Below are 12,858 nucleotides of genomic sequence, written 5' to 3' on the forward strand. Positions count from 1 at the left end.
TTACAAATATTTTAAAGTGTAACATAGATGAAGACTAAAGGAGCAATCTCTAATTTTATAGAAAAATACTATTTACATTTTAATGCTGCGGCTTTAGTTGATGCAGCAAAAGGTTATGAAGAACAACTCAATACAGGAGCTAAAATGTTAGTTTCTTTAGCAGGTGCTATGAGTACAGCAGAGTTAGGAAAGATATTTGCTGAGGTTATCCGTAAAGATAAAGTACATATTATTTCTTGTACTGGAGCCAATTTAGAAGAAGATATTATGAATTTGGTAGCACACTCATATTATAAAAGAGTACCAAATTATAGAGATTTAACGCCTCAAGATGAGTGGAATTTACTAGAGAAAGGTTTAAACCGTGTTACCGATACCTGTATTCCTGAAGAAGAAGCTTTTAGAAGAATACAAGAGCATATTGTGAAAATCTGGAAAGATGCAGAGGCAAAAGGAGAGCGCTATTTACCGCATGAGTATATGTACAAATTATTACTTTCTGGTGTTTTAGAGGAGTATTACGAAATAGACCTAAAAGATTCTTGGATGTATGCTGCTGCTGAGAAAAACTTACCTATTATATGCCCAGGTTGGGAGGATAGTACTATGGGAAATATTTTTGCATCTTATGTTTTAAAAGGGGAGTTAAAAGCAAGTACTATGAAATCTGGAATAGAATACATGACGTTTTTAGCAGACTGGTATACAGATAATTCACAAAATGGAATTGGTTTCTTCCAAATTGGTGGTGGTATAGCTGGTGATTTCCCCATTTGTGTAGTACCCATGTTATCCCAAGATATGGAACGAACAGATACTCCATTTTGGAGTTATTTCTGCCAAATAAGTGATAGTACAACCAGTTATGGGTCTTATTCTGGAGCAGTACCCAATGAAAAAATTACTTGGGGGAAATTAGATATAAACACCCCTAAATTTATTATAGAAAGCGATGCCACTATTGTAGCACCATTAATTTTTGCTTATTTATTAGATTATTAGTGAAACTCAATTTTGATAATTCTTTAATATGAAGAGATTTTAAAAATTGTATTTTAGCAATATGAAGAACATATTTTGTATCATCTTACTATGTATTTTTTTAAGTTCATGTGGAGAAGAGAAAATAGAGGAGAATAAGGCAGAAACTCCACAAGAAGCTCTAGTAGAATTAGGGAAATTACCAAAACGAGCAACACCAAACGAAGAGGCAAAAACTATTTTAAGAGGGTGGACAGAATATAACGCATTAAATACTGCTTTTAATGCCATTTATAAAGTAGAGAATAAGCAAGATTTGAGTGTGACTATTGAAGATTTAATTGAAAAACAAAAATTACTATCAAAATCTACCTATCCAGAAATTTTTAATACTCCAGCAGTAAAAAGTAGGCAGAAAGTTTTTCAAACATATGTATTACAGGTAAAATCGCATATGAAATATGATTTAGAAGTAAAAGACGCTGTATTAGAGATGGTAAAAGCATATAACGCGTATAATAATCAGTTTTCTTTAATAGTAAAAAGCGTATTAGATACAGAATTGTTACAAGATGAATAAAATACTATTACTAGCGAGTTTATTATTTATGTCCTTAACTTTTGGACAGTCAGATACCTCTAAAAAAGAAATTTCTAAGGTTTTAGATAATTGGCACAAAGCTGCTGCTACAGCCGATTTTGAAACCTATTTTAGTTTAATGACAAAAGACGGTGTCTTTATAGGAACAGATGCTACTGAAAATTGGCAAAATCAAGAGTTTAAAGATTTTTCTAAACCTTATTTTGATAAAGGCAAAGCATGGAGTTTTACTGCTGTAGAGCGTAATGTTTATGTAAATGAAACAAAAGACTTTGCTTGGTTTGATGAGCTTTTAGATACGCAAATGAAGCTGTGTAGAGGTTCTGGTGTATTAAAAAAGATAAAGGGAGAGTGGAAAATAGCACATTATGTATTATCCATTGCTGTGCCTAATGAAAATGTTACGGAGCTAGTAGCATTAAAAAAAGAAAAAGACAGTTTATTGTTGCAAAAATTAAAAATGCAAGAATAAACTATCTTTAAAAGATGATTATTTTAACTTTTATTGCTTTACTTCAGCTTCTGCGGGCGGGTTTTTTCTACCTTCTAAAGCCTGTTTTGTTAAACTAGCTAAATTAAATTTAGGATCTATTTTTAATGCTTCATCAATAAGACCTAAAGCAACATCTATTTTGCTTTTGTCTAAATTATAAGCAATTAAACCTTTTAAATGTAAAAAAGCAGCTTTTAAAGAAGTTTCATAGGGAGATTGGCGTTCGTAAAACGCACGTTTCATATCATCTTTAACATTACTAAGGCCAAACGCTACACTTTCCGAAGCTCCTGCTGTATCTCCAGTTAATATTTTTAAATCAGCTAATTCATACGCTAAGTATGCATTAGGATTTCTTTTAAAAAGAATTTCAAATTGTTCTAAAGCACGTTTCGGTTCGTTTAATGCTTTTAATGAAATAGCTTTTACTTGAACAGCTAGATCAGAATCTGATTCGCTTTTTTCAATACCAATAGTATTCAGTGCCTGTAAATGCTGATTGTTGTTTGCATAAATATATGCTAAAGTATCCTTTCTCCCTTTAGATGGCGATAATACATTTAAATGAGTCAGTGCATTAATAACACCATTTACATCACCTTGCGCACTCATCTCTTTGTAAAAAGCTTCATAATGCTTTTTTAAGTCTGTTTGTGCTGTTCCAATAAAACCAATGCAACAAACAAGAGCAAATACTATTTTTTTCATTTTTATAATTTATTTGATTTAGTTAATGGCTAAACTATAAAAATTATTTTTACTAGGGTGTTAAGGAAAACCTTAAAAGGATTAAAGCCTGTAAAAAGTCTTTAAAAAACAAAAAAGACACCTGTTAGAGTGTCTTTTATCTGTTTTGTATATTTTATAATTTAGGCGATGCATTCTTCTAATACAATTTCCTTTTTATATGAATTTAAAAGGCTCGCGTAGAAAGCAATATTTTTCATATTAATATCTATACAAGATTTTAAATATTCTATTAAATTTTTAAATACAAAATTAGTATGCATCGTAGGGATGTTTGCATTCACTTTTTTAGGGTCATACAAACTATCATCAAGTACAATATTCATTGTTACTCTATTTCTATGATAATCTATTGATACATCAGTTGCGTTGTAGTATTTTTTTAAAATAGCTACGTGTAGGTTTTTAAAATTTTTATTTTCTCGATTGGGACTGCTGGAACTAATAAGTTCTTTAATTTCTCTGTAAACTCTTGTTTTTAAATTTGAATTATCCATTACAATCGACTTTTAAATTATGTGATAAAATTACGAGTTAAGTCGTGGTATGGATGCCTAATTAACACCAGCTTTCCCATTTTGTTGTGAAATAACATATTTTTGTTGTCTAGGGCATTATAATTGAAGTTTGAAATGCAAAGTTTTTAACATTTATAAGGTAATCAGCGTTAATTATTTTGCCATTTTTAGTTTTGTTTTCAATAAAAATAGGTGTTTTTAGACCTTTTTTCATCGCTTCTTTACTATAATACTCACTTTTTGAAGGATGATATGGATATACAGCATTTATGATTTCTCGCCACCATTGTTTGCTTGTAACATATATAAGAATACGGATACAATCATCTAAGTGAATTAAATTAACAGGGAAATTTCCATTGCTAATTTCTTCTTTTTTAGAAAGCATTACAACAGGATGTCTGGCATCATTTATAAGTCCGCCAAATCTAATAATGCTCGTTTTTAATTTTGGGTCCTTAAAAAACAGGTTTTCCGAAGTTAAAAGTTGTTTGCCAGATGCTGTAACGGGTTCTGGTTTTGTTTGTTCAGTAACAATACCTTCTGCTAAACCATAAACAGAAGTGCTACTCACAAAAATTACATTAGAAACCTCAGCTTGTTTTATTTCTTTATGTAACAATTGCATTTTAGTTACATAATTTTCTGCATGTTTGCCCCTTAATTTAGGAGGTACATTAATAATAAGCGTATCTACTGTAGATAGGAAATCAGCAATAGGTCCATTTATTTTATCTTCTGATAATGAAATTTTAAAGGGTAGGATGCCTTCATTTCTTAAAGTAATTAATTTTTCTTCAGAAGTAGTACTTCCATGCACAGTATATCCTTCTTTAATAAAAGATTTTGCTAATGGAAAGCCAAGCCACCCACAGCCCATAATAGCAATTGTTTTACTCAAAAGTAAATCGTTTTAGTGACTAAAATAGCATCATTTAAAATAAATGGCATAGCAATATTATTTTTTGGGCGTTTTGGGATTGTAAATAATGGATTCTCTAATAAATCATTTGAAGATTCGTAAATAGTGAGTTCTAACTTTTTATACTTAGGGAAAACCAATTCTAATTCGGTATATGCATTATCAGTAATATAATGTGTAAGGAGTTTGCTTTTAGCTTTATTCTTTTTATTTCTATTGGCTAAAAAATAGCTAGATAAAGAAACCTTATTTGCGGTAGCCTTTTTAATATCAATTTTATTAGTGAAGATATCTAATCTGTTTACATTTCGTTGTGGGGTAATGCATAGGGTTAAAAAACGATCAGCACCGACGATCGTATCTTTAGAAGTGTCTATTTTAAAAATAGGAATTTCTTTTTGAGGAGCATTAGTGGTATAGGTAAAGTTAGACCTGTACTTACTACTAATAGTAATTTTTGATAAAGAATCTGCTTTCTGTTTATCTTCTCCAATAAATAAGCTAGTCCAATCAGAAATAGAATGTTCGTATGTGGCCCATTCTGTTTTATCTGTATTAGCATTAAGAACATAGAGAAGACTAGTTGGTTTTGCTTTTTCTTCAGAAAAACCAGAGTTTATATGAGCAGAAATTAGTGCAACAAAGAAGAGGAATAAACTTAATCTGCCTAATCTTTTTTGATGTCTAAAAAAGCCAAAAACAGGAAGTAGCAAAAAGAAAATGAGTGTTACTAGAAGGGTAGCACTAACTAACATTTTTAGACCCAAACCAACAGGGAACATTTTAACAAAAGGGCTAAACATCCATAAAGCAGGGATGGTTAAGAACACTAGTAAAAATGGGTTAGGTTTTTCCTGATTTATAAGGACTAAAAAGGCAACTAATACTGCATAAATTGGAATAATAAAAAAACTTGCACCAGGTAAATATATAACTAGAGCTCCACATATGATCAACCATATGAATATTGGTGCTACTAATAAGTTTGCTATTTTAATAGCTTTAAATTTATGATAGGTATAGAAACAAACAGCTAAGGCAAATAAGGTAAAAGCGGTTATGTACGTATATCCATTATACGTAAAACCATGTAAAATGTCTTTATAATGTGGATATATGCTTTTTAGAATTTCCCAACTGTAATAGCCAACAAGTGCATTAATAACTAAGCTAATGAGCATAGGTAAAAAGCCTTTAGATATTGCAATACCACTCAATCTTCTTTTTTTAAAACCATAAATAAGAAGTACTAAAAAACTTAATGCAGCAAAGCCAAACATAGGCCAAATCCATTCATATGGATAAGATAATAGACCAAAAAATGGCATATTAAAATAATTAGAATCATTTAAGCTAACTAAAGAATTTAAATTAATAGTGCTAAAATGGTGCAACAAAGGCATTAGATAACTGCCTTGATGTGCCAGAGATTTTTTATCTAAACGGGCATACGTATCTTTTGATGTGTGATAGTCAAAATGATCGTCTATAAAAGCAAAATTAAACCCATTAATGTCATTATCTTCTCTAAATACCGTTAAATCAGTGTCATTAGGAAGCATTTTATAAATGCTATAGGCTAATGAATTAGAAACAGGATATAGTGGATTTGCCTTGGTAAATTCCTCAATTAAGCGTCCGTTACCTCTATTGGTTTCAATAAGCATATAAGATGGGCCACCACTACCACGGGCTTCGAAATTTAAAACTAAACCTACATCATTAGCCCATGGGTGTTGGTTTACAAAAAGATCAGCACCATTTAAGCCAAGCTCTTCTCCATCAGAAAAAAGAATTATAATGTCGTTCTTTGGCGTTTTATTTTCGGCTAAAAAGGCTCTTATGCCTTCTAATATCGTTGCAACTCCACTACCGGCATCACTAGCACCTAAAGAAGAATGTGGATTGCTATCATAATGGGATAATAATAGTAATGCTTTTCCAGATTCACTTCCTTTTATTCTTGTCAGAATATTTGTGGCTTTGGCCAAGTTTGCCCAGTTGCCTGCTGTATAACCTTGTTGTATAGTGGTTTCTAAACCCAATTTTTCTAACTCAGCTACAATATAAGAACGTACTTTTTTGTGTGCAGGAAAGCCAATACTGTGGGGTCTTTTTGAAATGTTTTTTACATGTACTAGGGCTTTATCGGTAGAAAATGTGGTTTTTAAGGTACCGCTATCAGCCTTATAAGAAGGCATTGCGGCTTTAAAAGCCCAATAAATAGAAAGTAGTATAATAAAAATGAGGAGAACAGAAGTCCGGTTTTTCATGCTTTAAAGTTATAGAATTTTTAGAAAACAATGCTAATAAATAAATTATAGGTAAGTTTCAAAAGAGAGGCGACATTTGCTAAAAACTGAATGATGTATTATTAAATTATGTGCATTAAAAAAGCATTTTTAGTATATTTTTCTTTGTTTTTTAAGTGTTATTGATAGAGATTATATAAAAATTTAGTATATTTAATGTCAACCTAAAAATAAATACTATGGGAATCAAGAGTTTTCAAGGTGCGCGAAAGACTACAAAAAAGGAATTTGATGCCCCTATTCTAGTTCAAGATTACATGACTGAAAAATTAGTAACATTTACACCAGATCAGTCTATATTAGAAGTAATGGAATTGTTTACAAAACACAATATTTCAGGAGGGCCGGTCTTAGATGATAATGGTTTTTTAGTAGGTATTATCTCTGAAGCAGATTGTATGAAAACCATTTCTGAAAGCAGGTACTTTAATCAGCCTATTTTGGATAAAAGTGTAGACAGTTATATGACTAAAAATGTTGAAACTATTCCGCATGACATTAGTATTTTTGATGCAGCAGGTACTTTTATAAAAAATAACAGACGTAGACTTCCAGTATTAAAACAGGGGCTGTTAGTAGGTCAAATTAGCCGAAAAGATATTGTAGTTGCCGCATTAAAATTAAGCGGACAGAATTGGTAAAAATATGCTTCTTAAGTTTTAAAATAAATTGAAATCCTTTCCTTAAAGAGAGGATTTTTTGTTTCTAGTATCTAATATTTATACAAATAGTATTCTACTATTTATTTTCATAGTTTTCTAAAGTAGCTTTTAGTCTTTTTAATGGGTACTTTAAGTGTATTTTTTCTGTGCCAATCTGTATGGTATCCTTTTTAAAAGTAAACTCCCTGTTTTCTAAGGTATCATTCTCATCTAAATAACCAAAATCGATATGTAGCTTTCCTAAAACCCCAGTTTCAATATTAATTACATAGCTATTGTATTCTGGGTCAGGTGTTGCATCATGTTTAAAAATAAGATGCTTATCTGTTAAAAATATTTCTCCAACAGAAGGCCATCTTAATTTTCCTGGTCCTCCGGTTATTGCATAATCATTAATAAAAATCCATTTGTATGAATTGCCTTTTTTAGCTAAAATGGCATGTTTTGTTTTATATATCTTGTACGTTTTGTTTTCGGTTACAAATTGCAATTCTTTAATAGGTTCAGCATAAGTCAGAAGTTCTCCACTACGTATAGTATTGCCATAAAAACTAAGGAATCCTTTTACATCTTTAGTATACACATTTGGGTTTTGAGCTATTGTAAACTCATCTGTTAATTTTAGTAAAGAATCTCCGCTGATGTCTACATGATAGGAGTAGGGAGCTTCAATCTGTTTATGCAACCATTTTGTTTTAGGAGATAAGATTTTATCAAAATAAACATCATCCTCTAGAATGTGTTCATTATAAGTAGCCGATAAAATCCAATGTAAGCAAGCATCTGGTTTTTCTCTTTTTTTATAAAACATCTTTTTTTTAAAGTACTCTAAAAATAATTTGTTTTCTGGCCTAAGTAGTTCTGGAGGAATAATGGTAATATTTTTTGTGTCGCCATAAGAACCTTCATTAGTTATGTTATAAATAGCTTTGTTCTTACCATTTATAATTTTATAATCTATGGTGCTATAACCAGAACCATAGTCTTTATAGAACTGTATCGTATCTAAAATACCGTCCAAATTAATGTCTTTTGTATAGGTAGAGTCCCTGTATTGTTGTCCACTAACTAAAACAGATATAAAAAATAAGAGTGTAAAAATGCGGTTTTTCATGTATCTAGTCACGTTTTACAATCATATAAAAATCATTATCTAGAGGTAAATAACCCAAATCATATACAAAATAGTAAACAGTACCTTTTTGAGTGGTATATAAATTTGTAAAGTAATCAAAGTCAAAACCTTTGTCTAATAATCTATTGCGCTTTGTTTTGGTTTTTCCGTCTGTAAGTGTAAAGCTTTCTAAAATTCTATGATTTTTTCTTAGACGATTATTAATATTTCGGATGAGGTTTTTACTGTCTTTATTTAATTTGTTATTGTAAGCATTACGGCAATAGTCAGAACAGAATTTTTTATCTACTCTACCTATAATTTTTTCATCACATTCAGGGCATGTTTTTTCCATAATTTATGCTGTTATATCAAGATTGTACTGTTTTAAAAGATTCCCTAAATGATGTTGAGAAAACTTTGCTTTTTTAAGTCGATTTACTTCAGGGTTTATATTAAAATTATATGCCGTTCTAAAATCTGTTTTTTCTAGTATAGAATGTTCAAAAACGGCCTGCTCTAAGTTACAATTTTGAAAGGAGCTAGCCGTTAAATCTGCCTCAGTAAAATCTGCCTGAATCATTTTACAAGTATCAAAAATGCTATTTCTTAGCTTTAATTGATAAAAAGAAGAAAAGTTTAAGGTGCAATGATCAAAAGAAAATGAGAGTAGAAACGAATTGCAATCCTGAAATTGTATTCCCATAAGTTTACAATCTTTAAAATTGGTAGCAGAAATGGTGCTTTCTTTTAGCTTGGCATTACTTAAATCACAAACGATAAACTGACACTCAATAAAAGAAGTATTTGTAATATCTGCATCAGTGAAAATACAATTACGAAAGGTGCAATGATCATATTCTGCTTTGGGTAGGCGTGTTTTAGTATAGTCTTGTCCTGAATAAGTTTGGTCTGTAATAAAAGGAATATTCATTTTTAATAATTATACTGTGTAAATATATTATACAATGCTTTGTATAAGCTCCCTGTAAATGGGGATTTAATTATTAAAAGTACCTAAATAAATGTTGTAATAAAATAAAAGGAGCTATACAAAGTCTGTATAGCTCCTTTTTTAGATTATAATTTGGTTTTTATTGGTCTAACTTTTTTGTTAGCGTAAAACCTGCAAATAAACTGATCCCAGCGGTTAAGAAAATACAACCTGGGTAAATGGCTTCGTCATTAACGCCAAAAGACTCAAAAATTAAAGCTATTAATGTTCCCCCACCAATACCCATTAATAATAGTGCAATGTTTAAAATAAGTACTTTCCAAATAGGAGCGGTATGTGTTCTCCCTTTTACAAAAATAGTAGCATCTGCGCCTTTCTCTATTAAGGCAAGTCGTTCCTTATTTCTTGTAGAAAAGTATAAATAGGCTATTCCAAAGAATGATCCGAAAATGACGATAAGAATTAAAACTGCTTCAAATTCCATAACTGTTTGTTTTTAATTGATTAATTTAAAATTGATTTACGTAGCTTAAGACGACATGATTTAAGTTGGGGTTACAAGATTTAAAAAAAAATATTTTTCCTTTTGTTGTAACCTAAAAGTACAAACAGTCGTCAAAACAACAAATGACCACTAACAACGACCAATATTACATTAATAAAATTATAGAAGGCAATTCTAATTTGTTTTCTGTATTGGTAGAACGTTATAAAGATTTAGTTTTTACTTTGGCATTACGCATGACCAAAAATAGGGAAGAAGCAGAAGAAGTGGCTCAGGATACCTTTATTAAAATATATAAGTATTTGCCAAAATTTAAAGGTGATTCAAAATTTTCTACTTGGGTATATAGAATAGCTTACAATACGTGTTTAGATAATATAAAGAAGAATAAGAGAAAACAAAATACAGTGAGTATTGATGAGTTTACAACGCAACAAGTAAAAACAGTAGATACTGCATTAGATAAAATGGAAATTAAAGAGCGCAATGAGGCTATTAAAATGTGTATAGCAAAATTACCTAGTGAAGATAGTTTTTTACTTACTTTATATTATTTTAAAGAGCACTCTTTACAAGAAATTGCCGAAATTGTAAATTCTAATGCCAATACTATTAAGGTGAAGCTATTTAGAAGCAGAAAAAAATTAGCGACCATATTAAAACAGCATTTAGAATCAGATATTATAAATAGTTATGGAAGATAATATAGAAAAAACAGTAGATAAATTAACGGAGAAGGTAATGAATACTATGGAGTTAGAAACGCCATCTGTTGATTTTACAGCTTCTATTATGGCTAAAATTGAAGCACTCTCAACTACAAAAACAATACGATATCAACCATTAATAGCAAATAAAATTTGGATTTTGATCTGTAGTGTAATTGCGGTAATTGTATCCGCAATAGTTTTAAGTGAGCCTTCTGGGAGTTATAATTTATTAAGTAGTGTAGATTTAAGTTTGTTTTCAGGAGATAAAATAAAAGAATTAGTATCAGGTTTTAACCCATCAAAAGTTACTTTTTATACCATTTTGTTATTTGGAATAATGCTATTTGTGCAAATATCTATTCTAAAAAATCAGTTTAATAAACGATTAGAAATGTAATGGGTTTTTAGGTTATAGAATTTTTTACCTTTAAAAATAATCGATTCAGTATATAAGATTTTTTTTATATTTGAGTTTGATTAATTAAGTACAAGCAAATTAAATTCTTATATGTATTCCATTATCTACCGCTCGGTAGCTCAAGAAGCGTTTCATAAAGCGCTTATTTATAAAATGTTAAGTAGAGCCAGAGACTTTAATGCAGAAAATAATATTACGGGATGTCTACTATATCATAACAATGTATTTCTCCAATTAATTGAAGGTGATAAAGAAACCATATCTGATTTATATGGCAGAATTGAGGAAGATGAAAGACACTCAAACGTTAAATTGCTTTTATCTGAAGATATCAAAACGCGTATTTTTAAAAAATGGGATATGGCTTTTCAAGATTTAGGAGAAGAAAAGTATAACAAGCTTCATAAAATGGCACAAATTCAAAAGTTGTTCGATGAAAGTAATATGTTTTTAAAAGCAAGTGATTCTAGCCTTGTTTTATTTAAAAGTGTCAGCGAAATTCTAGAATATTAGCGTTAAAGTATTCTGCTATAATATAAAACCAATCTCCTTTTTTTCGGAAGCTTATTTGCCTGTTGTCTCTACACGCAAGACGTTACGTATGCATAATAGATTAACTACAAACACAAAATTCTTCATAAGATACCTCAAACAAATCTAGGTATAAGCCTTTATCCTAATAAATGGCATCTATATTCATTTGCAAACGACTACAAACGTTTGTAAACGAAAGCAACTATTTCCGAACCGAATTTAATTTTAAAGCAATTCTATGTTTGCAATGTCTTAACAATGAAGTTGAGGTGATAAAAACTTTATATATGAATGCTCTTAAAAACAAAGTACAACTAATTGGTCATTTAGGAAACGATCCAGAAATTATAAGTTTAGATGGAGGCGCAAAGCTTGCTAAATTTTCAATTGCTACCAGTGAAAACTATAAAAATGCAAACGGCGAAAAAGTTGAAGATACCCAATGGCATAATATTGTAGCTTGGGGAAAAACAGCAGAATTGATAGAGAATTATCTGGTAAAGGGCAAGCAAGTTGCTATAGAAGGTAAATTAATGCACCGCACGTATGAAACTAAAGAAGGTGAAAAAAGATATATTACAGAAGTGCGCTGTAATGAAGTATTAATGCTTGGTAAATAATAGTGCATTGTAGTTTCACCATTTTGAACTGGTATTATTTGTTAATGCATATGATCCTAAAATGATTCTTTCTAATTTTAATCTTGCCTTTTGTCAATTTTTAGATTGGAAAGAATCATTTTTTTGTTTTTGCTGCATGATTCATCAGCATACCAAAATCAACTTATGCTATGAAAAATTCTTTTTAAGAATTTCGGCTTTCACATTATTAAGTATTGGCAAATCATAATGTAAAAGAATGCTTTGCGATTTCTATATTTCGTTTAAATAATTTTTTAATTTTTATGATATAGCTATTTCTAAGGAAGACTTTTTTTTAAAGAATTTAAAATTTCAAGAAGAGATCATAGCAACTTAGTTGGCAGTTCTGTTTAATCTTTAATAAGAGTATTGCATGATTTTAAAGAGGAAGATATCATAGATACAAAAAATAATTCTATTAAAATTATAGATATAGAGAAACTAATTAAAGCCCCTAGCATTTTTTAAATTCCATAATATATGATGTTAATGTGCTAGTTAAACTAGTAGTTGAAAATTTAATAATCAGGTTAATTGTTGGTATATATTAAAAGTAAAAAAGAAAATGTATGCAAATTTCTTGTTATATATAAAATAGACTAATTAGTTTGTTTAGTTTATATTTTTTGGTCTACACTTTATCGATAACATATTTTAGAATATAAGTTTTACTTCTTTTTTTGATAAAAATAACAAACTTACCAGTTGGTTTAAAATTAAGTGGAATATGGTAAAACAATAATTT

The 12,858-nt window shown here is 29.9% G+C and carries 16 protein-coding genes; 8 read left to right on the forward strand and 8 right to left on the reverse strand.

What is annotated here, in order from left to right:
• Positions 1-27: 27 nt before the first annotated feature.
• The 3 genes from ACZ451_RS07560 (at position 28) to ACZ451_RS07570 (ending at position 2,054) form a co-directional block, all read left to right on the forward strand.
• Positions 28-1,002, forward strand: a complete 975-nt coding sequence (locus ACZ451_RS07560) for a deoxyhypusine synthase family protein (protein ID WP_464216508.1) — start codon at positions 28-30, stop codon at positions 1,000-1,002.
• 61 nt (positions 1,003-1,063) lie between these two features.
• Complete coding sequence (locus tag ACZ451_RS07565) at positions 1,064-1,561, forward strand: hypothetical protein (protein WP_464216509.1); 498 nt, start codon at positions 1,064-1,066, stop codon at positions 1,559-1,561.
• A complete protein-coding gene (locus tag ACZ451_RS07570; RefSeq protein ID WP_464216510.1) occupies positions 1,554-2,054 on the forward strand; it encodes a nuclear transport factor 2 family protein in 501 nt (166 codons plus the stop codon). The genes ACZ451_RS07565 and ACZ451_RS07570 overlap by 8 nt, the downstream gene beginning before the upstream one ends.
• A 30-nt stretch (positions 2,055-2,084) precedes the next feature.
• Here the strand turns inward: ACZ451_RS07570 and ACZ451_RS07575 are convergent, their stop codons facing one another.
• From ACZ451_RS07575 to ACZ451_RS07590, 4 genes are all read right to left on the reverse strand, one after another.
• Positions 2,085-2,783: a hypothetical protein gene (locus ACZ451_RS07575; RefSeq protein WP_464216512.1), complete on the reverse strand. Its 699-nt coding sequence runs from the start codon at positions 2,781-2,783 to the stop codon at positions 2,085-2,087.
• A gap of 161 nt (positions 2,784-2,944) precedes the next feature.
• Positions 2,945-3,319 (reverse strand): hypothetical protein, encoded by a 375-nt coding sequence (locus ACZ451_RS07580; protein WP_464216513.1) that lies wholly within the window; start codon positions 3,317-3,319, stop codon positions 2,945-2,947.
• A 109-nt stretch (positions 3,320-3,428) separates the two neighbouring features.
• Complete coding sequence (locus ACZ451_RS07585) at positions 3,429-4,241, reverse strand: NAD(P)-binding domain-containing protein (protein WP_464216514.1); 813 nt, start codon at positions 4,239-4,241, stop codon at positions 3,429-3,431.
• A complete protein-coding gene (locus tag ACZ451_RS07590; RefSeq protein WP_464216515.1) occupies positions 4,238-6,535 on the reverse strand; it encodes a M28 family peptidase in 2,298 nt (765 codons plus the stop codon). The genes ACZ451_RS07585 and ACZ451_RS07590 overlap by 4 nt, the downstream gene beginning before the upstream one ends.
• Before the next feature lie 218 nt (positions 6,536-6,753).
• On the opposite strand from ACZ451_RS07590, the gene ACZ451_RS07595 reads away from it, so the two are divergent.
• Positions 6,754-7,215 (forward strand): CBS domain-containing protein, encoded by a 462-nt coding sequence (locus ACZ451_RS07595; RefSeq protein ID WP_464216516.1) that lies wholly within the window; start codon positions 6,754-6,756, stop codon positions 7,213-7,215.
• Positions 7,216-7,312: 97 nt separating this feature from the next.
• On the opposite strand, the gene ACZ451_RS07600 is transcribed toward ACZ451_RS07595, so the two are convergent.
• The 4 genes from ACZ451_RS07600 to ACZ451_RS07615 form a co-directional block, all read right to left on the reverse strand.
• Positions 7,313-8,350, reverse strand: a complete 1,038-nt coding sequence (locus tag ACZ451_RS07600; RefSeq protein ID WP_464216517.1) for a hypothetical protein — start codon at positions 8,348-8,350, stop codon at positions 7,313-7,315.
• A gap of 4 nt (positions 8,351-8,354) precedes the next feature.
• Positions 8,355-8,705, reverse strand: a complete 351-nt coding sequence (locus ACZ451_RS07605; RefSeq protein ID WP_464216518.1) for a hypothetical protein — start codon at positions 8,703-8,705, stop codon at positions 8,355-8,357.
• A gap of 3 nt (positions 8,706-8,708) precedes the next feature.
• Positions 8,709-9,284, reverse strand: a complete 576-nt coding sequence (locus ACZ451_RS07610; RefSeq protein WP_464216519.1) for a pentapeptide repeat-containing protein — start codon at positions 9,282-9,284, stop codon at positions 8,709-8,711.
• A gap of 160 nt (positions 9,285-9,444) precedes the next feature.
• A complete protein-coding gene (locus ACZ451_RS07615) occupies positions 9,445-9,789 on the reverse strand; it encodes a DUF6249 domain-containing protein (protein ID WP_464216520.1) in 345 nt (114 codons plus the stop codon).
• Positions 9,790-9,932: 143 nt separating this feature from the next.
• Here ACZ451_RS07615 and ACZ451_RS07620 point away from each other — a divergent pair, with 143 nt between their 5' ends.
• The 4 genes from ACZ451_RS07620 (at position 9,933) to ACZ451_RS07635 (ending at position 12,092) form a co-directional block, all read left to right on the forward strand.
• On the forward strand, positions 9,933-10,514 hold the full coding sequence (locus ACZ451_RS07620) for an RNA polymerase sigma factor (RefSeq protein WP_464216521.1): 582 nt from the start codon (positions 9,933-9,935) through the stop codon (positions 10,512-10,514).
• Positions 10,504-10,917 carry a hypothetical protein gene (locus tag ACZ451_RS07625; protein ID WP_464216522.1) on the forward strand — a complete coding sequence of 138 codons (414 nt, stop codon included), beginning with the start codon at positions 10,504-10,506 and terminating at the stop codon, positions 10,915-10,917. The genes ACZ451_RS07620 and ACZ451_RS07625 overlap by 11 nt, the downstream gene beginning before the upstream one ends.
• A 111-nt stretch (positions 10,918-11,028) precedes the next feature.
• On the forward strand, positions 11,029-11,451 hold the full coding sequence (locus tag ACZ451_RS07630; RefSeq protein WP_464216523.1) for a BLUF domain-containing protein: 423 nt from the start codon (positions 11,029-11,031) through the stop codon (positions 11,449-11,451).
• Positions 11,452-11,759: 308 nt separating this feature from the next.
• Positions 11,760-12,092, forward strand: coding sequence for a single-stranded DNA-binding protein (locus tag ACZ451_RS07635; RefSeq protein ID WP_464216524.1), 333 nt, complete (start codon positions 11,760-11,762; stop codon positions 12,090-12,092).
• The last annotated feature ends 766 nt before the right edge of the window (positions 12,093-12,858 follow it).

It is taken from the genome of Allocellulophaga tsushimaensis (assembly GCF_055383085.1).

Coding starts and splice junctions, on each gene's coding strand:
- ACZ451_RS07635 (WP_464216524.1), top strand. CDS start 11,760: ATGAATGCTCTTAAAAACAAAGTACAACTAATTGGTCATTTAGGAAAC.
- ACZ451_RS07615 (WP_464216520.1), bottom strand. CDS start 9,789: ATGGAATTTGAAGCAGTTTTAATTCTTATCGTCATTTTCGGATCATTC.
- ACZ451_RS07595 (WP_464216516.1), top strand. CDS start 6,754: ATGGGAATCAAGAGTTTTCAAGGTGCGCGAAAGACTACAAAAAAGGAA.
- ACZ451_RS07575 (WP_464216512.1), bottom strand. CDS start 2,783: ATGAAAAAAATAGTATTTGCTCTTGTTTGTTGCATTGGTTTTATTGGA.
- ACZ451_RS07570 (WP_464216510.1), top strand. CDS start 1,554: ATGAATAAAATACTATTACTAGCGAGTTTATTATTTATGTCCTTAACT.
- ACZ451_RS07565 (WP_464216509.1), top strand. CDS start 1,064: ATGAAGAACATATTTTGTATCATCTTACTATGTATTTTTTTAAGTTCA.
- ACZ451_RS07590 (WP_464216515.1), bottom strand. CDS start 6,535: ATGAAAAACCGGACTTCTGTTCTCCTCATTTTTATTATACTACTTTCT.
- ACZ451_RS07625 (WP_464216522.1), top strand. CDS start 10,504: ATGGAAGATAATATAGAAAAAACAGTAGATAAATTAACGGAGAAGGTA.
- ACZ451_RS07610 (WP_464216519.1), bottom strand. CDS start 9,284: ATGAATATTCCTTTTATTACAGACCAAACTTATTCAGGACAAGACTAT.
- ACZ451_RS07605 (WP_464216518.1), bottom strand. CDS start 8,705: ATGGAAAAAACATGCCCTGAATGTGATGAAAAAATTATAGGTAGAGTA.
- ACZ451_RS07560 (WP_464216508.1), top strand. CDS start 28: ATGAAGACTAAAGGAGCAATCTCTAATTTTATAGAAAAATACTATTTA.
- ACZ451_RS07630 (WP_464216523.1), top strand. CDS start 11,029: ATGTATTCCATTATCTACCGCTCGGTAGCTCAAGAAGCGTTTCATAAA.
- ACZ451_RS07620 (WP_464216521.1), top strand. CDS start 9,933: ATGACCACTAACAACGACCAATATTACATTAATAAAATTATAGAAGGC.
- ACZ451_RS07580 (WP_464216513.1), bottom strand. CDS start 3,319: ATGGATAATTCAAATTTAAAAACAAGAGTTTACAGAGAAATTAAAGAA.
- ACZ451_RS07600 (WP_464216517.1), bottom strand. CDS start 8,350: ATGAAAAACCGCATTTTTACACTCTTATTTTTTATATCTGTTTTAGTT.